The following is a 21,281-nucleotide window of genomic DNA, read 5'->3' on the forward strand; positions in this document are numbered from 1 at the left end:
TGGATCACCTCACCAAATTTGCCCGTCGAATTTCTTGGCCAGCTTATTGGCAGCCAATACTAGCACAAATCCGATGACGGCTTTAAATAATCCTACCGCGGTAGCCAATCCGATCCGCAGCCGCTCCAAGCCTTCTCGGTATACCCAGGTATCGATAATATCGATCTTCTCCTGATTGAAGGAATTGGCGAACATGTATACCTGGTCGAAGCCTGCATCCAGTATATGGCTTAGCTTCAGGATCAGCATAAGAATGATGACGCCTCGAATGCCGGGTAACGTAACGTGCCAAAGCTGTCTCCACTTGGAAGCGCCGTCTATGCGTGCCGCTTCATATAAGCTCGGATCGATCCCCGATAACGCCGCAAGATACAATATCGCTCCCCATCCGATATCCTTCCATATATCAGAGACGACAATCAGCGTTCTTCCCCAGGCAGGCTCCGTCAGGAAGGAGATCGGCTGTAGCCCGTTATCCTTAAGAAGCAAATTAACCAATCCGTCTCCCGGGGCTAGCAAGGCGACCATCAGTCCGTACACGATAACCCAGGACAGAAAATGAGGCAAATACGTAATCGTCTGCACGACTCTCTTAAACCATGGAACGGCGACTTCATTCAGCAGCAGCGCAAGGATGATGGGAGCGGAGAAGCCGAACATCAGCTTATACACCGAGATGACGATCGTGTTCCACATAATATCCCAGAAATAGACGCCGTTAATAAAATCCTTGAAGTTTTTGAGCCCCACCCAGGGACTGTCCCATAGACCCAACACCATGTTGTAATTTTTGAACGCGATGATGATCCCCGCCATCGGGATATACTTGAAGACGGCGAAATAGATCAATGCCGGGAACAAAAGAAGATACATCGTCTTGTATCTTTGTAAATTTCTTACCAGCATGGGTTTCCGGCTATTGAGGAGGGGGATGCCCTCCTTCGCCAGCTTCGTTTGCATTTCATCACCTCTGCTTTATTTGTATTTATGATAGCACGGGATGAAACGCAATAATTCTTCGATTTTAAGCATTTCTTACAAGATCTTAAGTAGGCAATGGAACGTTCCGCCACCGAGCGGGAAACATTCGAACTTCCGCATGGTTCACCCTTTCCTCCAAGATTCAAATAGAAAAACCCCTCACGTCCGACAGTAGTATGTTCGTTGTAACCACGAACTTGCAGCATACTATCTTCCGTGAGGGGATGCATCACTTATGAGAAAACCTATCCGTTCAAGCTTTCGATGGATCCATACTTAATGCGTGCTTCTCCGGCTTCGCTTAACGACGGGGCGTCCACTTCGATGCTGCCGATTGCGCTGCGCCACGCTGCATCATCGGTAAAGGTCACATCGATCGGTTGGCCTGCCGTGTTATTGCTTGTATCCGCCGTCAACAGCGGGCCGGGACGATTAGAATGCCGCTCAAACCTGACTGCATCGGCCCTCGTATAAATCATGTCGGCAGGCGGAGTCGGCGGATCTAAGGTAGTCGGGGACACTCTCGTCATCCGGACATACTCGCTGCCGTCTCCCGCAAGGTCAAACGTCCCGAGATTAACCCAGCCGGAATTGGAGGATTGATCGATATACGTGACCTCCGTCACCGACTGGTGCTTCACTTCCACTTTAACGTTTTTATCCTGGCCCGAAGTGTGGGCGATCTTGTAGATGGAGACGGTATACCTCCCTTCCGGGAGCTTGGCGATCCACGTCGCCGCTGAGCCTTCGACCGTTGTATAGCGGGACTTGACGCCGGTTTTGTAGCCGGATAAATTGCTTTGGCTCCATGAGCCTTGCGCGATGTATAAACCTTCTGTATTCGTACTGTCCACAATGACCACCAAGTCCTTGATCGCGATGGACAGGGGAGTCGTGATCAAGTTGGTCCCGTTCCATGTTACCGTTGCTTGAACCTCGATACGCTCCGTTACCCCATCGAGGCGATGGAGCGTCAGCACACCGTTGCTGTCAACGGAAGCCAGGTCGGTTCGGTTGACTGTGTACTGCACTTCCGCATTCGTCAGATCAGCCATCAACCCGGTACTCAGATATCCTGTTACTTTCAGCTGTGCGGTTTTGGTCATTTCGAGCACGTTCCGGTCTGACGAGATCGTGACCGACTCCAGCTGCGGATTCGCATTTGGACTTACCCACATGAAGGCATCGGCAACGACCCGGGCGTTGTTGGCCTTGTTGTTCAGCTCGATATACCCGCCGTTACCTGCAGCGAAAGGAAATGCCCCCAAGAATACCCATGTTCCATCTCCCGTCTTTTCATCTACCGTAAGCGTCTGCGATCCCCCGTCATAATACACGGTAACCGGGGCATTCGTCGTCCAGTTCTCACTCGCGACCGTGATTTGAGGGAGCTTGTAATAGACATTGTAGGTTACGCTTTCCGGCAGCTTCGGACGAAAACGAATTTTGCTGGTCGCCGCGCCTGTCGTTGATTTCGCATAAACATAGCTGTCATAGTAATAGCCGTCCGCCGATGTATCCCGTATCCAGGTTCCTTCCGTTTCGGCTTCGACATTATCTACAATGATAGACGACCCCGGCTGCCAAGCCGGCTGGACCGGAGGAACCGCCACCCGATCAGGCAGATACAGCGTTCTCGCGCGGGTCTGCTTATTCTCTGATTCCACATAATAGGTGAACGTTTGGGTCAGGTTATTTACCCGGATCGACCATTCCATTGGATAAATCATGTCGGGTACCGTAGTATATGTGTTCCCGCCGTCCAGCGAGTAGTGCAGCGTTGCCGGCTTGGTCGTTTTGGCCTGCACATAGGCATCATAGGAGGTTTCATCAGGCTTGACGATCAGCATTCCTTTGACAGCGTCGATCGGACTGTGCGTATCGAAGAAATAGCTGGCGTCGGAAGTATCTGCAGCTGCTCTTGTTTTGTGCAAAGGTACTTGGATGTTCAATCCTTCAACGATGATCGCCGTGATACCGCGGGGTGATACCTTCGTTGTAATCTTGCCGTTTTTCATGACGTCCGGCTCTTCCGCCCCATTGTCGCGGATGATTTTGACAGTATACGCACGGGTTGGATCAAAGCCGATCAGACTTTGATTGAGCTTGATGGTCACATTCTTTTCAGTGCGGGATTCGCTTGCGAGACTGATGTAGAACTTATCGCCGCTCTCCGCCGTAATCCAGTTCATTTGAGGATGATTGGACTCGATAATCCCCTTAGGCATCCACAGCCAAACATTGGAATTACCATAAAAGCTTCCCGGCTTATGACCGTACAAATGGTATTTGAACCATAAGAAATCCGTTTCAAAAACGGAAGGAAACGATATGCTCCCGTTCGATCTCAGCATTTGCTCGCTGATCAAATAATCCATTGTTTGGCCAAGCTGCGCCGGGATATGGTGATAATAGATGGAAGTAGCTTCGCTCGGACCCAGCAGCGGATAGTCCGGCTCGAGCTGACTGACGGTAAAGCCCTTGTAATAATAGCCGGGGTAGCTGGAATACCGGCCGATGACCGAATTGTGCGCAATATCCGCAAGCAGCTTGTCACCGGTATACAAAGACAAGCGCAGCATAAAAGGCGCCTCTTGCGCATTCATCCGATAGGCCGAAGACGTATTTCCGGCTTCATAAGTAAGACCGCTCGGCGACACAAGCCAACTGTCGGCCGTTTTTCCTCCGGCCTCGTGCTCCGGAAGCGTTTCACGCGGATAATCGTATTTGGCGCTTGCAGGCCAATGGAACGATTCCGCGAGCGGCGACTGCGGAGCCGTGATCGTCACGGTGCCTTCTGGAACCGGGCGCGCCACGAACATGGTGGCATACCGCTTGGCTTCCTTGTAGGCGGCATTCAAATATTTGGTATCCTTCGTTTCCTCGTACAGCTCCAGTATTTCCATCCACAGCTTGCCGAAGTTAAAAATAAACTCGTTCTTGTCCACGTTAACGGATGCAGGAGTATCGATATGCTGCGCTATATAGCTGTCCGCTGCGGTTTTGGCCTCTTGCAAATATTGCGGATTCCCGGTCATGCGATACATCATAAGCGGTTGGATGACGGGGCCACGATCTTTCAGCTCCGGATTGCGGAACCGGTATTCCTCCTGCCCCATTTCATATACTCCCGCCGTACCGCCCGTCAATTGGTGCAGAGCGGCTATAGTGGAAACATCGAACGGCATGGATGTCATTTTCCATAAGGACGGCACACTGTAAACCGGCTTCTGCTTCGGAGACCACCCGACATTGTTACGCGATAGTCCATACTGAATAGACGGCAATGCTCTAGTGTCGTAAAGCTGATCGTCACCTGTTACATAGTACGCTCCTAGCAGCACGCCGTTCGAGGTAGTACGAACCGCATCCTCGTTCTCGATATCAATGAAGCCCTTGGCCCTGCTCCACCATCCGCTCGGCGACGGAACGTAATCGGCGGAATCGTCACCTTGCGGTTCGATTTTGAGTAGATCGATCATGTTAAACATCGCATCGGTAAGAGACTTGCCGGAACCATTTTTCCGATAGGCGGTATAATGGTACTCGCTGCGGAGTATATCCTCGTAGGCCTTATATAAGCTGCTTCTTTGTACACTGAGCCCGATATGAAACCGGTATGTGTACTCAGCGGTCATCAGCGAATGATTCCCGAGCTGGGGCGCATACACAATCGGCTGCACTCCGCCTTCATTGTTGACCAGGCTCATGCCCAGCCGCTGATTGGATATGCCTCCCGCCGGTTCATAGGCAAGCGGCAGTTCTTTAGCCGGAATGAAGACACCATACGTAAAGGAGGCTCCCGTATCATCGTTTTTCTCAACCAGACTCATCGGTGCGGTCAGCTCCCACAGGCCTATCGATTCCACCGTACCGATCATTTTCGCATGAGACTTGAACCCGCTCAGCACTTCATTTACGGCTGAGGCCGACTCCGCTGTGAAGGATTGATAGCCTATCACATAATTGCCGTCCCGACGTGGGGTAAAGCTGTATGCCAGCTCCGGCCGGTCCCCCGCCAGCGACCATTTCACTTGCAGATCGTAGTCGCTTGCGTGCAAAGAGTCTGTCAGCGTAGCGGTTTGGCCGTCAGGAAATTCGATCCCGTCGAACGTAATCCATCGCTTGTTCATCGTGCTGTAATAATCGCTTCGGCTCCCCGCATTTCCGTCCAGCAGGACCCACTGCTCCTCAAGTCTCTCCGCCTCGGTATTGACGGCCACCCAGCTCCCGGTATCCTGATCCTTGTAGAATAAGTCTCTAACGATTGCTTTGCCGCCGTCCCAAGAAGCTTCATAAAAGGTTGCCTTGTAGCTTTCGTTTTGGATGCTTCCTTTTTCTTCGTATGCGAGATTCGTGAGCGTACGGCTGCGCAGCGGAGGCAGCGGAGGTGCTTTTTGCTTGATATTGCCCTCGAATTTTACGGCGTCGACCCGTGTTAAAATGTTGCCGGTCGTAGGCTGAATACGGGTCAGTCTGACGAATTCTTCTCCGATTCCGGAAAAATCGTACTCCCCCAAATCAATCCAGCCGGCACCCCCGACCGAAGGTCTAAGGTCCAGAAACTTGACGTCCGTTACTCCGTTATGGACGATTTCAATTTTTACGTTATTGTCCGCTTTATCCGGCCAATCCAGCTTATTGAACGATATTCTTGCCCTGCCCGCCTCCAGCCTCGGATTCCAAGATACCGTTTTGCCGATGGTATCCGTCCACGCGGAACTGGAATTGTTATAGCCTTTCACGCCCGTGCTTGAATTCCAGCTTTGAGCGGAATATCCATTGTTAGCGTTCTGAGCGTCAGGGGTAACGATTCCATCGATGGAGATGCTTCCATCATCTATGATGATAGTCTTATTAGGCGCTTTTTGCTTGATATTGCCTTCGAACTTTACAGCATCTGCCCGCGTTAGAATGGTACTGGTCGTGGGTTGTACACGGGTTAGTCTGACGAACTCCTCACCGATGCCGGAGAATACGTACTCCCCCAAATCAATCCAGCCCGTTCCGCCAGAAGAAGGCCGCAGATCCAAATACAGGACATTCGTCGTTCCGTTATGAACGATTTCAACTTTTACATTGCTATCCGCTTTATCCGACCAATTGAGCTTATGAAACGATATTCTCGCTGTGCCTGCCTCCAGTCTCGGATTCCATGTGACCGATCTGCCTGCGGTATCCGTCCATACCGTGCTGGAATTGTTATAGCCCTTTACGTTGGAAGAGACGTTCCAATTCTGTGCGGAGTAGCCATTGACAGCATTCTGAGCATCTGGAGTAACAGCTTCATCGACGGTGATGCTTCCGTCATCGATAATGATGGTCTTATTGGGCAGCGTTTCCGCCTGAACGGCTCCCGGTGCCGAACCGAACGGATAGAGGAATGCCGTGAAGAGGCAAATCATTAGGATCAGCTTGATTTTGTCCAGCATAAGCCCCATTTCCTTTCCTATTGTTTTTGGTGGATTAAGATACATTCTTCCTCTGATGCCGATTCACAAAATAGGATCAGACTCAAGATAGCGCTTTCATCATTAACCAACCTCCCTATGCCATCGTCGATTTCCAATGTCTTTTGTATCTTAGCACGTCCCGCTCCGATAAAATTGTCTGATTTTACGAATTTCTTATAAGATCTAATTACGAAGGATAGTAGGCAAACCGCTCGGCTAGAGGCAGTCCTATCTGAAAAAAACGCCTTGCGGCGTCTTTGGCGGACAATATACGTTTGTACGCGGAGAGGGAAGCAGGTGTGGGATTCCGGCCGCCGGCATAATGACAAAGAAGGAGCCATCCCTATTGGTCGGCTCCGTCGTTTGTTCCGGGTAGCTCCCGCTTCTATCCCTCTTTAAGGAGGGTTCTCGCAATCAAGCTTCGACTACCGCCGTCGCCCGCTCCAATGCACTGCGCTTGTTCAGAGCGAGCAGCGTGATCACCTCATACACAACCTGCGCCGCATTCAGCGCCGTCACACGGGTCGGATCGCGGTCCGGCAGCACCTCAACCAGATCGAAGCCGATAATGTTCAAGCCGGCGAGGCCGCGGATCATTTGAATCGCTTCATAGGTCGTGAAGCCCCCGACCTCCGGCGTTCCCGTTCCGGGAGCGAATACCGGATCGAGAAAATCGATGTCGAAGGTGAGGAACACCGGCTTCGACCCAACCCGCTCCTTGATGTGGCTGCACAGTGCCTCTGGCCCGAGCTTCTTCACCTGATCCGTCGTCAGCAGGTCAAAGCCGAGCGCCCTCGTCTCCTCATAGTGGGTCAAGCTCGAGCAGCCGCGCATGCCCATTTGAATCGAGCTCGACGTGTCGATCCAGCCCTCCTGCGCCCCATGCCAGAACATGCTGCCGTGCGAAAACTGCCGGCTCTCCTCGATAGGCTTCCACGCATCGGAATGGGAGTCGAAATGAACGAGACTGATAGGGCCATAGGTCCGGGAGGCCGCTCTAATATGCGGGTAGGAGATCGAATGGTCGCCGCCTAATATGATCGGAACGATGCCCCGTTCGTAAAACGGCTGCAGCTGCTCCTCGATCGCTTCGTAGCTTTGCTCGATATAGCCGGGGTGTACGGTCAAATCGCCGTAATCGATGCCGGACAAATACTCGCTGGAATCGATCCCCTGAGCCGGATTCGTCGGACGGATTCTCTGCGACATGTCCCTAATCGCCGAAGGTCCGAAGCGCGTGCCGATAGCAAAGCTCGCTCCCGTGTCGAACGGATTCCCGATCACCGCATAGTCCACCTGATCCAAAGTCTGCACGTGCGGCAGGTGCATAAATGTGCGAATTCCTGCAAAAGCTGGCTTTCCTCTCTCAAATACCGGACGATACATGAACAACACCTCCGAGTGATAGTAATGCCGGAGCCTGATTACAGCAGGCAAGCGGGATCCGGCCATGGCAAAGCCGGTCGGTTGTGGCGGCTTGATCAAGGACGAATGATACGGGGGAACCGCATCGTCTTTCTTAGCCGAACGCACAAAAAGCCGCCTTCTTCTGGAATCAAAGAAAGCGGCTCTATTGCCGACACAAGCTTGGCATCGTTGACAAGCTTGAATGATTTAGTTTTTGACTTTCATGTTACATAAATTAACATAGGACTGGCTTTTAGTCAATATTAAACTTTTCTTTTTACTCATATTGACAAATCCATCCGTTTTAAGCATAGTTAGTATCAATTATTCTCACACACACATAACAATTAGCCATAAAAACTGTGCAACGGAGGGACAAATTCATGAAGTTGGTATGCGAGTCCAATCAGTTAATCGATTATTTGCCACATTCCGACGTTATTGACTTTCATCATCCGCGCATTCAAGATACGGCACGCAGCATCACCTCAGGGCTGACGGATGAGCAGGCGATCGTCAAAGCCGTATTCGAATTTGTCCGCGACGAGATTGCCCATTCCTGGGACATCCAGAGCAGGCAGGTGACCCGCTCCGCTTCCGAGGTTCTGGAGCACGGCCACGGCATTTGCTATGCCAAGTCGAATTTGCAGGCGGCCCTGCTGCGCAGCCTGAACATACCGGCGGGCTTCTGCTATCAAAGGCTGACGATCGGCGATACGCCGGACACCGGCCATTGCATTCATGCGCTGAACGCGGTCTACTTAAGCTCATTGCAGCGCTGGATCCGGCTAGATGCCCGCGGCAACAAAGAAGGGGTGGAGGCCGAGTACTCAACGACCGAGGAAAAGCTCGCCTTCCCCATCCGCCTCCATTACGACGAAGCGGACTACCCGGTTATTTATGCCCGGCCGAACGGTAAAACGATGGATACTCTCGCCCGCAACAACGACTGCCTGATAATGTATCAGCATGGTCTGCCTACGGAGCTGTAGGGGGATCGGCTATCGCATAAGCTGGCCCGAGAGACGGCTCTGCGAAAAGAGAGGCTGCGTCTGCGGTAGATCTAAATAACCAGTGAACGCTTCAGAAGCCTGCGATTTCAGCATTCGATTGAAAACTTTCGTAGTCGGTTACGCTGCAATTTTCCCTGGTTGTCCTAGAATCTATTGTTACGAACGCGCCGTCCATCGGTCTTGGAGTCAGGCTATCGGACAGGAGATCCGTTATTCCCTAGAAAAATGCTACTCTTGCCGTTCGATCGGACCGAGAGGCCGTTACTTGCCGATTTTACCTGCAAGAACAGCATTTTTTGGTGAAATAACGGATCTGTAGTCCGATCACCTTAGAAATAGAGCACTTTTTGATAAAATAACGGATCCACGGTCCGATCAACAACCAAATGTTCTCCTCGAGCCAACTGCAATCTGATTCGAAGTGCATGTTCGCTATCACACGATCATGCCGATGCAACCTAAGAGCTTTCCCCAGGAAAACTGGCATCGTAAGCAGGAGATACCCTGCCTACTCCTATCACCCTTTTTCCGTAACCGGATTTCTCGGCAGCAGGAGGCTCTGCTTCTGCAGAGCCTCCCTTCAACAACTACCGCCGCTCATCATCGTTCCACAGCCAGTGGCCAACCTTTTTCGCAACAGCGTTTTCGTCAAAATAACTCCTACGATATCAGCTTCGTCTGCTTGGCCTTCTCGGCCACCCGCTTCGTATAGCCGCTGAGCGGCTTCTTCAGCACTACAGCGACAATGTAGCAGAGCAAGATGAAGACGAGCAGGAAGAAGATGTCCTTCAGCACCACTTCCCACAATATGCCGCCGACCGCCTCGCGCATCAGCCCTACCGCATACGTAAACGGCATGAACGGATTCAAGCTCTGGAAGAACGGGGACGCCGTACTGATCGGGAACGTCCCTCCCGAGCTCGAGAATTGCAGCACGAGGAAGATGATCGCAAGTCCTTTGCCGATATTGCCGAACACGGACACAAGCGTGTATGTGATCGAAATGAACACGGCGCTTATCAAGATCGCGAACAGCACGAACCAGATTTTATGGACGACATACGTGCCGAGGATGAAATAATCACCAAGCGTCACGATCAAAGCCTGGCAGAAGCCTATCGTAAGGAAAATCAGTAATCTTCCGAAGTACACCTCATAGCTTTTGTACACGCCTTCCGAGCCTTCTACATCCACTTTTAGCAGCGACACGAGCAGCATAGCGCCAACCCATAGCGATAACGTCGTGTAAAAAGGATTCATCGCTGAGCCGTAATTCGGAATCGGGTATTTTTTGTCCTCTTTAATCAGCACAGGATTGGCCAGGAAGTCGCTCTCCTTCTGAACATCGTTCTGCAAAAACTGCAGCAGCTCGCTGATGCTGTTTTGCCCTTCCAGCCGCCGTATTTGGTCCGCCGCTTTGTGGACGGCAGCTTCAAATTCCGGAAGATTGTTCGAAACGAGACCCGCCACTTCATGAACTGCATTTTCCACCTCGACAAAACGGGTCTGGTACATATTCGAAAGCTTACGCAGCTCATCCTCCAATGCGGGCAGGTCGTTACGGATAAAATCGGCCGCTTGGTGCACCTTTTGCTCCACCTTGGGCAAATCATTCTGGATAAAAGGCGCCGCGGCATTAACGGCATTCGTAAACTCATTCATCTTATTTTGAATCGTACCTGCCGCCTCGTGAAGGCGTGCACGGATTTGCGGCAAATTGCTCTGCAGCGCGTCCAGCTCGGTCTGGGCAAAATGAATGCCCGTCTGCGCATCCTGCAAAATCGCCTTAATATCCGGCAGCTTCGTCTTCAACGTTTGAAGCACATCGGATGCATTGGCTGCAACGGATTGAAGCTGCTTTAATGCCTTCGTTATATTCGGAACGATTTCCGTATCGTAACGGGAAATAATCGAGCCCAATGCGGCGCTGGCATCCTTGGACAGCTTGTTCAAATTGTCGACGATTTGCTTGGCCGGCCGCTCGCCTTTTTGAACCGCCGTCACAATCGCATTCATCAATTGGACCTGCTCGCTGAAGTTCGTCCGGACGGCGTTCAGCCGGTCGATCACGCCACTGAGCGGTCCGCCGGGCAAATAACTGTTCAACCGGGTGAACAGGTCGATCTGCCGGTCGAGGACGTTCACCGCTGTCGTCAGCCGGTCGGCCAAGAACGTCAGCACGTTCAGCAGCGGCTTCGGATCGATATTCGCATCCTGCAGCTGCTCCGTAATTTGCGTAACGGCATCCGCCGTCTGCTGCAGCAAGATGAGGTTTTGCTTCACGACAGGGATGAGCGCTTGAAAAGCCGGCTCATTGTTTTTCAAGAAATCGCTAAGCCCGTCGGCAAACGCCCTTCCGTCCGTAGCAATAGCTTCCAGCTTGGGCAATGCCCCGAGCGCCGCACCGACAATTTCGTCCGCTTTGCGAACGTCGTTGATCGCCGTGTTCAGGACGTCCTCCACTTTCGAAAAGTTTTGGTCGATCTCCACGATGCGGTCCGCCGCACGCTGGATGTCCGGCAGCTTTTGCTGAATGACGAGCACTTCCTGCGCCACTTCGTTCAGTCTCGGCCACTGCTCCTCGATTTTCAGAATCGTTGCTCCGGCCTTATCGATATCGGGGATTTTTTGCTCCAGCTCGACGATTTTATCGCCTTTCTCCTTAATATCCGGCAGCTTTTGCTCGAGCTCCAGTACCTTGCCTCCCATCTCGGCAATTTCCGGCAGGCGGGATTCCAGCTCCAGAATCCGGCTCTCGACCTTGCGGATGGTAGGCAGCTGCTGCTCGAATTCCAGCCCCAGCTCCTTCATGCGGGACAACACGGTTTCGCTTACCGTTTTAATGAAATTTTCGCTGATCTGCGCCGTAACATTAGTCGCGCCCTTTTCGGTGATCTTCGGCGCAACGGCATTGAGCTTCTCGTTGACGGTATACTGGATTTCCGGCTTCTGCACGTTCCCCTCGACGATCCCCGCTATTTTGCCGGAAAAATCGGCCGGAATGAGCAGGCTCGCATAATAGCGGCCGCGCTCGACGCCCTTAAGCGCCTCCTCCTCATCGACGAAAATCCAGCCGAGCTGATGGTTGTCCTTCAGGCTCTTCACCACCTCGTCGCCGATATTGAACGGCTTATCTCTCACCGTCGCCCCTTGGTCGAGGCTGGTCACGGCAATTTTAATGCCGGATGTATTCGAATACGGATCCCACATCGCTTTCAAATTTATCCACGCATAAACAGACGGTAATATAGCTATCGCGATCATAAGCAGAAGGCCTGTTGGCACTTTGGCGATGTTGCGCAAGTCGGTAACATAAATATTCCATATTTTTTTCATTGGCCAACCACCCAATTGTAGTCATTTGTGTTTAATTTCTCCTTGTATCTCCATTTCCATTCCACAAGAGCCGTAGGGAGAAAAAAGGGCCGCCCCATGACGGCGACCTGACTGCACCGCATGAGTCAACCCTTGTAAACCGGCCGTGCTCCGCCTCCCGTTTCACCGCACCTACCTTAAAGGAACGAAGAAGGCTGATTCGACCTCATCGGCAGATAACGGACGGCTGAAGTAATATCCTTGAATTTCACGGCAATCATTCGCCGTTAGGATGTCGAGCTGATCCTTCGTCTCGATGCCCTCGGCGATGACATCCATTTTCAAATGCTGAGCCATCGCAATAATCGTCGCTACAATAGCCTTGTCGTTATCGTTGACGGTGATGTCGGTAATGAACGACCGGTCGATTTTGAGCTTGTCGATCGGCAGCATTTTCAAGTAGCTGAGCGAGCTGTAGCCTGTCCCGAAATCATCCAGACTGATGCGGATTCCCAGCTCATTGAGCTTATTCAAAATAACGGTGGAAACCGAGGCGTCCATCATCATGCTCTCTGTAATCTCCAGCTCCAGATATTGCGGCTCCAGCCCGGTTTCCTCCAAAATGCTCTTAATGTAATCTACCAGGTTCGATTGATGGAACTGATGCGACGACAAATTGACGGATACCGGGATCAGCGGCCCCCCTTGAAGGTGCCATTCCCTCATTTGTCTGCAAGCCTCCCGCAGCACCCAGGTTCCGATCTCCGTGATCATGCCCGTCTCCTCCGCAATCGGAATAAACATGCCCGGCGATAGTACCCCCTTGGTCGGGTGATTCCACCTTACCAAGGCTTCCACGCCGACCATCCGGCTGTCGCCGGTACGGATTTGAGGCTGGTAGTACAGCATCAGCTCGTTTTTCGCAATCGCCTTCCGCAGGTAGCCTTCCAGCTCAATCTTCTCCATCAGCTGCACGTCGAGCTCGTTCGTGTAAAACTGATATCCGTTTTTTCCGCCTTTCTTCACTTCGTACATGGCGGTATCGGCATTTTTGAGCAGCTGCACCGCGTCCAAGCCGTGATCGGGATAGATGGCGATTCCAATGCTGGCCGTTACATAGAAATCGTTATCCTTCAAATGATAGGGCTGCCCGATAGCCGAAATAATGCTGCGTGCCAAACGGGATACTTTATCCTCGACGAAATCGCCGCTGCAAATGAGCGTGAACTCGTCCCCCCCCATCCGGGCCAGCATCACCTGATCGTCATCGATACTATCACGTATTCTCGTGCTCATTTCTTTAAGAAAAATATCGCCGTATGTATGTCCCAGGGAGTCGTTGATCATCTTGAACCGGTCGATGTCGAGCATCATCACGGCAAATTCCGTTTGACTGTCGCGGTTCGCCTCAATACGCTGAGACAGCACCTGATTGAACATCCTCCGGTTCGGCAGACCCGTCAATTCGTCATGATCGGCCTGATGCTGAATTTTGCTCTCGTAGGCTTCCAATACAAGCTGCTGCTCGAAGCTTAACAGCTTCGTAACGGCTTGGCCCAAATTTATCGTATCTATCCGCTCATCAAGCTCTCGAATGATATCGAGCAGCGTATTTTGCAAATTTTGAAACGCTCCCATATACCACTTGGGAGACAAGCCGATACGCTGATGAGCCGCCGCAATCCGAAGCCTTTTTTCAATAAATGTTGGATTGATCCGACAGTTGAACATTTCGATCAAATGGTTCGATAACGTCTGGCGCAGCCGTTCCACGGTGCTGTGCTGAATGATGATTTGCTCCAAGGAATCGACTCGCCCGACGGAGTCGTAAAAGGATGCCGTAACCCGCTCGATTTGCGATGAAATGACCGGACCGAATGATGCGATCAGCTTAAGATCTTCTTCCGTCAAGCCGATCATATGCATTTGCGCCAATACCTCGGTATGGTCGTCCAGCTGGATCCATGGCTCGTTCAAGGCTTCGGAATCCAGAGCTGCAGGCTCGATGGTCTCAGGAGCTGCGGCCTTGCCGCTCAATCCTTCTCTTCCTCCAAGTGCAGTCAGGGCGTGATAGGGGCACTGGTTCGACTGACTTCGATGATTCATGATGTCTTCCCTCCTTTGTACTGGGAGAAACGGAATAGTAATTAGAGCCTACTTTTTCCTGCGAAATCGTAGTCTACCTCAAAAATACCTCAAATTGGCAATAAATGAAATAGATTTTCTTCAATAACACACGCTTGACACAATTAAAAGCTACTTTGGCCTGTTCCACAGTCTTCGAAGTCTGAAATAGACGGCAAGCACCACGAGTCCCATGAACAAATCTACTGCTCCTACAAAAATAAAATTGAAGGGATACCCCCCGATTTTGCGTATATAGAACACGGTAAATCCTATAATGGCCGCAGCACCGGACGCATAGATCCATCTGCTTCTCCAATACGAGGAAGCCGCAGCCACGATGAGAAGCATAGCGAGTGAAGCAAGCAAAATATAGCTGTTATGAGCCGTCTGCATATTGGTTGGATACAAAAGTCCGCTCGTACTCGTGAAGGAAAAGTACCATTCCGTATCGGGCAGTCCATCCAGTCTCGCCTGATAGGTCGTTGTATCCTTCCGCACAAGCGGCACATTCGAGCTCACCTTGTATCGTGAATCCCGAAAACGCACTTCCAGCTCCGCTTCAGGTGCCCCCTTCCAGAACGCTGCCGGGGACAAATAATACAGATGGGAATAAACGGGATTGATGACCCCTTTATCATACAAACCGCCTTCATCTCTATATCGCATCGTAACGGATCGAGTTTCGCCAGGCTCGAAGGCCAGCGTAAAACGGGTCCCTGCCGTACGAGCCTCGCTCCAACCGTACCGGGACAGATTCAGCAGCTCTCCGCTGACCGGCTCCGTAACATCCGTTCTGCGCTTTGGCTGCCAATTGACCGGTGCTGCTTCAGGCACCGAATCGCTCTTAAGCGCTCCTTCCTCCGAACTGACTTGCACAGGTTGCGGCGAAGGGGTGACGAACAGGATGCTGACGCTCCGCTTCTCGGCGCTGTCGTTTCTTAACCGGTAGTGGACAGACACGTCAGCACTTTTCCCGTAGGAACTATCTGCCGCTTCGTCGCCGATGGCAAAAATGACTTTTTCATAGACCAGGCTTATTTGTGATCCGGTATCGAATTGTAACGGACCGTTGCCTTCGGCCGGATAGCGAAGCGGTCCTCCATTGGCTGATGCGGGGATCGGCGAGAGAAGGAACAGCAGTGCTGCAAGCAGCATGATTCCTTTTAACAGCGGCAAGGAAGGGCCCCCTTCTAACGTTTTTTCTATACTTTACCATATTCGTACCGCCATGCAGCGGATAAATTTTTTGAGGATTTCATTGCAACTGATTGCGTATTCATTAGAACATTTTATCATCCTAAAAAAACGTTCTATCAGGAGCCCAAATGTATTAATGGTATGATAGAAGGCAAACGAAGAAAAGGGAGTGCTTCTTGTTGGATAATTCCTGGAAACGCAATCTTTTCGTATTGTGGTTAGGAACTTTCCTCGTCAGTATGGCCTATTCGGTATCCATTCCGTTTATGTCTATTTTCCTGCAGGACGATCTCGGGGTTCAAAGCCATCTGGAGCTGTGGACGGGCGTCGTCTTTGCCATCACGTTTTTGGCTGCGGCTTTGATAGCTCCATTCTGGGGCTCCATGGCCGACAAATACGGCCGTAAGCCGATGATGCTGCGAGCCGCTATCTGTTTGTCTATCGCGTATTTCCTATATTACGTCGTGCAAAATCCGTATGAGCTGCTGCTCGTCAGGGTGATGGAGGGATTGCTGGCAGGGTATATTCCGTCCGCCATTGCTCTGGTAGCAACCAATACACCGGAAAAACATGTCGGGTATGCGCTCGGCGTTATTTCCACGTCCAGCGCTACCGCCTCGATTCTTGGTCCATTGCTGGGCGGTGTCGTCAGTCATTTAGTCGGTCCGCGCGATACGTTCCTGCTTGCGGGCATCATGGTGCTCATCGCTTTTGTTATCGCGCTCGCGTGGGTGAAGGAGCCTTCCTTCGTCAAAACGGATAAGAAACGTTCGTCGGTCCTTAACGACCTTAAGGAAGCAGCGTCGAACCGGACGCTCATGTCCGCTCTGTTCATCGTCTTCATAACATCCACGTCAATCATGCTATTGGAGCCGCTGTTAACCATCTATGTATTGAAGCTCGGTGCGAGCCAATCGGATGCATCGCTTCATGCGGGTATTATTTTCTCGGCGGTAGGAATCTCCACCTTGATCGCCGCGCCCCGATGGGGCAAAATGGGCGGCAAGCTTGGCTACGAGAAGGTGCTGTTCATCGGGCTCATCGGCGGGGGAATCGGGAATTTGCTGCAAATCCTGTTCCACGACTTGGTCGGATTCGGGACGCTGCGGTTTGTGTACGGACTCTTCTTCGCAGCGGTGTTCCCGGCGCTTAACGCGTTCATCGCCACCCATACGGAGCCGGGCTTCCGCAGCCGCGCGTTCAGCCTGAACCAATCGGCCAATCAGATGGGCTTACTGCTAGGGCCGCTCATCGGCGGGTTTCTCGCTACGCAGCTGTCGATTCCCGTGGTCTTCGTCATCAATGGCTGTATGCTGCTGCTGGTCGCCGTCATGCTGAAGCTGCCGAAATTTTCTTTCCAGCCGAGCGCGTCCACTTTGAAGGAGACGTCCAAGACGGGATAGGGATGCGAAGCTGAGGCTTGTGGAAGCTCCAAGAGCTTCAAGCTATCCGGCAGCTTGTCACATTCAATCTCCGATACAACGATAAAGAGATCATGGAGCCTACTCTGTGCGAGTACGGTCTCTATGATCTCTTTGTTTTAGCCGTTCCATGAAAATAGGGAAGTCGAAATGTTTATCGAGCTGCGCAAACCAGTCGTCTTGGACAACTTGCAGTTCTTTCGTTGCCGTGTCAAGCACCGCCATACTGCCTGGCTGCACTCTTCTGCGCTCTCCATCATCCCGAAGGTCGACCAGCACGTTCAAACCCAAATAGGTCGTTCGCCCGCAGGCTTTGGGCCCGATCACATGATGATAATGTCCGGCAATGAGATAGTTCGGCTCGATGGTTTCGATGAGCTTGGAGAGCAGCGCCGATCCTTGCGTTTGTCCGTGAAAGCTCCTCCCGATTCCATAAGGGGCGTCATGCGTGATCAGAATATCAATCTCACCCGGTTTGCATTGGAGCAACCGCTCATAAGCCGCGGGATCGATAGATTTTCGTTTCGGCTTCGGCGTCTCGATGCCGCCAAGAAAAGCGATTCGAGTACCATCATAGTTCAACACCGTACCGTCCTTAACGTAATGGAACAAATCAAACGAGTCTACAGGCACCGTTCCTTGATCTATGTCACAGCTTTGGCTGTCGAGCCAGTCGAAATCCTCATGGTTACCGCGGATAAATAAAATCGGGCCAACGTGATGGCGCCGCAAATAACGGAGATCGTCCGCGAGCTTTCCGTCCGCCTCTTCCTTAACTAACCGGCTAAAATCCAGTTCAGCAGCGTCCAGCTGTACATACTTCTCATTCAAAAGCGATTCCGTTGGCTCGGGATAAGCTCCCAAATCCCCTACCTGAATGACCAGGTCAAGCTTTCGTCCGCTGCGTCGCTGCCTGGTCTCGATCAAAGCCAGCGTATGGAACACCCTGCCGTGAATATCGCCGATAAAAGCGATGAGCATTTGTTGTCACCTCCTTTCTTCAATAGAAGATAGTATACAATATTTTCCTTAATTTAGAGACTGAAAATTCCTTTTATATAAAAAAACGCCCAGCCTGTTATCCAGACTGAGCGCTCGTGCGCCGGACTCTTCCATCATCAATGCGCCGAACCGGCACGGTCAATATGCTGCAAATGCTTGCGGTTCAGCAGCACGAACAATACCGACACCAGGACAAAGGCGCCGCCGACAAGAAAAGGAACGTGCGGATTGAACCATTCCGCCAGCTTGCCGGCGAACCATGGAGCAATGGCCCCGCCCAAAAACCGCAGGAAGCTGTACGCGGCCGATGCGGTCGAGCGTTCTACCGGAGCCGCCTGCATGACGGCAGTCGTAATCAGCGTATTGTTGTTGCCGAGGAAGGCTCCGGCGATAATAACCGAAATGATGATAACGGCTTTGCTCGACGTCCAGATGCCCATCGCGAATAGCGTCAAAGCGAACAACGTGAGCATGGCGCACATCGAGGCGATGGTACCGAACCGCTTTTCCAGCTTCGGTGCTACGAATACGGAAGTAATCGCGAGCAGCAGCCCCCAGCCGAGAAAGACGTAACCTAGACCGCGTTCATTCAAATGCATGACGAACGGCGAATAAGCGAGCAGTGTAAAAAATCCGAAATTGTATAAAAGTGCGGTAATCCCAAGAGTAGAAAGGCCGCGAAATTTCAATGCCCGAAACGGATCAAGCAGGGAAGTTTTGGCCTTGGTGACCTGCTGCGTTTTGGGCATCATGATGGATAACGAGATAAAAGCGATAATCATCAATACGCTCACGCCGTAGAACGGACCGCGCCAAGAGATCGATCCGAGCTCCCCGCCGAGCAGCGGTCCTACGGAAATGCCCAGCCCGATAGCCGCTTCGTACAAAATAATGGCTTGCGCCGTTCCTGCTGTCGATAAGGATACGATCGCCGACAGCGCCGTAGCTACAAAGAGCGCATTGCCTAGCCCCCAGCCTCCGCGCAGCTCGACCAGCGACCAGATGCTATTGGACGCGCCGCCGAGCGCCGCGAATACAGCAATGATCAAGATGCCGCACAGCAGCGTCCCTTTGATGCCGAGCCGCGACGATACGACGCCGGTAATCAGCATCGCAATCGCCATCACGAGGTTGTAGCTCGTAAACAAGAGTGTAACCTGGCTGTGCGACGCATTCATTTTCTCCGCAATGGCGGGCAAAATAGGATCGACCAGACCGATCCCCATAAAAGCGATAATACAAGCAAAACCGACGGCCCATACAGCTTTTGGCTGGCTTAACAAGCTTGATTTCTCTGTTGATGCCGACTGCATTACAACTCCATCTCCTTTATTTTGTTCTAGTTCCCTTGTCCATTCATCCTGTCAATGGCAGCCTGGACTCGCTCATGGAACTGTTGAATCTCGTCTCGCATCTGAATCATTTTCTCCAGCTTCTCATTCAGAATCTCCAGCTGGTTTCGCACTACAGGCTCCAGCTCGAGCAGCTTCTGCTTCTTGTCCGCTTCTTCGGACAATTGCCGATACCCGTGCCTGTGACTTTCGAGCTCCTCGGTGATCGTCACATAACGCTGCAGCTCCTGCAACGAAAAGCCCAGCACATCGCGGGCGTTAATCAGCCGCTTCAGCCGGTCTATATGCTCCTGCGTATATAAACGAATGCCGCCCTCGCTTCGTTCAGGTGCGGACAATAGCCCAAGCTCCTCATAATAACGCAGCGTCCGCTTGGTGAGCCCGACCTCCTTGGCTACATCGTCGATTTTGAATTTTTCCGTCATCCGTGCGTTTCCCTCCTTTTGCCTCTACTATCATACTCCTTAGTTAACGTTAACGTCAACGGTAACTTTATTGTTTACTCGGAAGCCGCTTTTATACAATGGAGGAGGCTATTTTCAAAAAAATAGGACCCTCCCCAGCAAAAATTCCTATTCTATTCGTCGCCGATTTGCGCTACAATATACCAAATAAAGGGAGGGGGGAGTCGCGCTGGCGAAAGCATCTATATTTATAAGCTCCGTCGGGCAGGACGATCTGCGTCCTATCCGTAATGCCGTCTTCGAAGAGCTGTCTGCGATGGGACATGCCCCCCTCATGTACGAACGGAACTTCGGACCATGGGACTCCCACCGGGATTCCGTCGTCCGATGCCTGGAGAAGGTAGAGCAGTCCGACATCTTCCTGCTGTTTATTAAGGATAAGGGCGGAACCTTTTACCCCGATTACGACCGGACGATCACTCATCTGGAATACATGCAGGCCGCCCGCCTGAACAAAACGATTCTCGTCTTCGTCGAAACGAGCGTGAAAAATGCTTTTTTCGGAACGGTCAAGCCGATCCTCGAGGACATCACAAACCGGCATGTGGAGCGGACCGGCGGGTATCCGAAAGCGGCGGACGTGACGGCTGCCTTGAAAGGACATCATCAGATTCCCCCGTATGTGGATCCGTACGTATGGTTCCTGATTGACGATTTGGTCAAAAAAGGCGTCTACTTCGAAGACTTGTCGCTCGGCGTCGCCATCAATTGGAGAGATTACTTCAGTGATCTGCTGCGCCGCGGGGTTCTGCTTCTGCCTTTGGAAATGACCTTTGAAGCCTATATAAAGCAAATTCAAATTTACGAGGAGTTTCAGCTGTTCATCGACCTAAGCATCCCCGTGTTCCAACAGCTGCCTATCCAGAATACGGCTTCGCTGTTCCGCATATTTATGAATCATCTGAAGGGCGGCGTGATCAGGCACCGATATGGCAACCTGTTCTCGGAGGACATCGGCACCTTCGCGGATTGCTCGGCCATTACCGTCTACGGGCGCAGCGACGACAAGATGACCCTTGCCTTCCAGCTCGGGGCGACGACAAGCGAGCCCCATTTCCAGATTGATGACGACCAGTCCTACGTGTCGATAACGGCGAAGCGCGACAGCCAGGAGCAGCTTTTTTTCAAAGAAGGAAAGAAAACGCTGTACTTGACCGTCAAGTGCCGAGACCGTGTGATGACCTGTCACTTCCGCGCCGATTCCAGCTGGGATTCCAAGAAGTTTGTCACTTTTCGGGATGATATTTTGTATGCTATAATGAATCAAAATCCTATGATTTTTGAATTCGCCCGTAAATTGATTGGAGGGATGCAGCTATGACAACCGTATATGTATCCAAGAACGGAGAAGTTACCGTCGCCGTAGGCGAGCAGCCCAAAGACGCTCTTCTGTTCGTATCCCCTTTGAAGAGCTTTCAGGATTTGCTGAAGGAGCAAAAGGAAGAAAGCGCGAAGGCGCTGGAGCTGATCCGCAGCCGGTTTGCCGCGGCCAAACGAGGATAGATTCCGAGTGGGTCTTTTATGATATTCATTATTCATGATACTGATC

General features: G+C 51.8%; 13 protein-coding genes. 4 read left to right on the forward strand and 9 right to left on the reverse strand.

All coding sequences use genetic code 11. The features are described 5' to 3' along the window. Positions 1–9: 9 nt before the first annotated feature. From ACFQ88_RS34315 to speB, 3 genes are all read right to left on the reverse strand, one after another. Positions 10–960, reverse strand: coding sequence for an ABC transporter permease (locus ACFQ88_RS34315; RefSeq protein ID WP_239629918.1), 951 nt, complete (start codon positions 958–960; stop codon positions 10–12). A gap of 266 nt (positions 961–1,226) precedes the next feature. Further along, entirely contained in the window at positions 1,227–6,413 is a 5,187-nt protein-coding gene (locus ACFQ88_RS34320) for a golvesin C-terminal-like domain-containing protein (RefSeq protein WP_379461722.1), read from the reverse strand. A gap of 435 nt (positions 6,414–6,848) precedes the next feature. After that, positions 6,849–7,967 carry an agmatinase gene (speB, locus tag ACFQ88_RS34325; protein WP_379461724.1) on the reverse strand — a complete coding sequence of 373 codons (1,119 nt, stop codon included), beginning with the start codon at positions 7,965–7,967 and terminating at the stop codon, positions 6,849–6,851. A 257-nt stretch (positions 7,968–8,224) separates the two neighbouring features. Here speB and ACFQ88_RS34330 point away from each other — a divergent pair, with 257 nt between their 5' ends. Beyond that, positions 8,225–8,833 (forward strand): transglutaminase-like domain-containing protein, encoded by a 609-nt coding sequence (locus ACFQ88_RS34330; protein WP_379461726.1) that lies wholly within the window; start codon positions 8,225–8,227, stop codon positions 8,831–8,833. A gap of 681 nt (positions 8,834–9,514) precedes the next feature. Here the strand turns inward: ACFQ88_RS34330 and ACFQ88_RS34335 are convergent. The 3 genes from ACFQ88_RS34335 to ACFQ88_RS34345 form a co-directional block, all read right to left on the reverse strand. Continuing rightward, positions 9,515–12,190 carry a YhgE/Pip family protein gene (locus tag ACFQ88_RS34335; RefSeq protein WP_379461728.1) on the reverse strand — a complete coding sequence of 892 codons (2,676 nt, stop codon included), beginning with the start codon at positions 12,188–12,190 and terminating at the stop codon, positions 9,515–9,517. Between the two features lie 171 nt (positions 12,191–12,361). Next, positions 12,362–14,275 carry a putative bifunctional diguanylate cyclase/phosphodiesterase gene (locus ACFQ88_RS34340; RefSeq protein WP_379461730.1) on the reverse strand — a complete coding sequence of 638 codons (1,914 nt, stop codon included), beginning with the start codon at positions 14,273–14,275 and terminating at the stop codon, positions 12,362–12,364. A 150-nt stretch (positions 14,276–14,425) separates the two neighbouring features. Continuing rightward, a complete protein-coding gene (locus ACFQ88_RS34345) occupies positions 14,426–15,472 on the reverse strand; it encodes a hypothetical protein (protein WP_379461732.1) in 1,047 nt (348 codons plus the stop codon). A gap of 200 nt (positions 15,473–15,672) precedes the next feature. Between ACFQ88_RS34345 and ACFQ88_RS34350 the strand changes: the two genes are divergently transcribed. Beyond that, positions 15,673–16,896 carry an MFS transporter gene (locus ACFQ88_RS34350; protein ID WP_239629924.1) on the forward strand — a complete coding sequence of 408 codons (1,224 nt, stop codon included), beginning with the start codon at positions 15,673–15,675 and terminating at the stop codon, positions 16,894–16,896. 99 nt (positions 16,897–16,995) lie between these two features. Here ACFQ88_RS34350 and ACFQ88_RS34355 read toward each other — a convergent pair whose 3' ends face one another. From ACFQ88_RS34355 to ACFQ88_RS34365, 3 genes are all read right to left on the reverse strand, one after another. Beyond that, positions 16,996–17,895 carry a metallophosphoesterase family protein gene (locus ACFQ88_RS34355; RefSeq protein WP_379461734.1) on the reverse strand — a complete coding sequence of 300 codons (900 nt, stop codon included), beginning with the start codon at positions 17,893–17,895 and terminating at the stop codon, positions 16,996–16,998. A 137-nt stretch (positions 17,896–18,032) separates the two neighbouring features. After that, positions 18,033–19,229, reverse strand: coding sequence for an MFS transporter (locus ACFQ88_RS34360; protein ID WP_379461736.1), 1,197 nt, complete (start codon positions 19,227–19,229; stop codon positions 18,033–18,035). Positions 19,230–19,255: 26 nt separating this feature from the next. After that, complete coding sequence (locus tag ACFQ88_RS34365) at positions 19,256–19,693, reverse strand: MerR family transcriptional regulator (RefSeq protein ID WP_379461742.1); 438 nt, start codon at positions 19,691–19,693, stop codon at positions 19,256–19,258. A gap of 229 nt (positions 19,694–19,922) precedes the next feature. Between ACFQ88_RS34365 and ACFQ88_RS34370 the strand changes: the two genes are divergently transcribed. Both ACFQ88_RS34370 and ACFQ88_RS34375 read left to right on the forward strand, forming a co-directional pair. Further along, a complete protein-coding gene (locus ACFQ88_RS34370) occupies positions 19,923–21,053 on the forward strand; it encodes a DUF4062 domain-containing protein (protein ID WP_379461964.1) in 1,131 nt (376 codons plus the stop codon). Next, positions 21,050–21,235 (forward strand): hypothetical protein, encoded by a 186-nt coding sequence (locus ACFQ88_RS34375; RefSeq protein ID WP_239629928.1) that lies wholly within the window; start codon positions 21,050–21,052, stop codon positions 21,233–21,235. Before ACFQ88_RS34370 ends, ACFQ88_RS34375 begins: the two co-directional genes overlap by 4 nt. Positions 21,236–21,281: the final 46 nt, after the last annotated feature.

It is taken from the genome of Paenibacillus sp. NPDC056579, assembly GCF_042793215.1.
Lineage (GTDB): Bacteria > Bacillota > Bacilli > Paenibacillales > NBRC-103111 > Paenibacillus_S.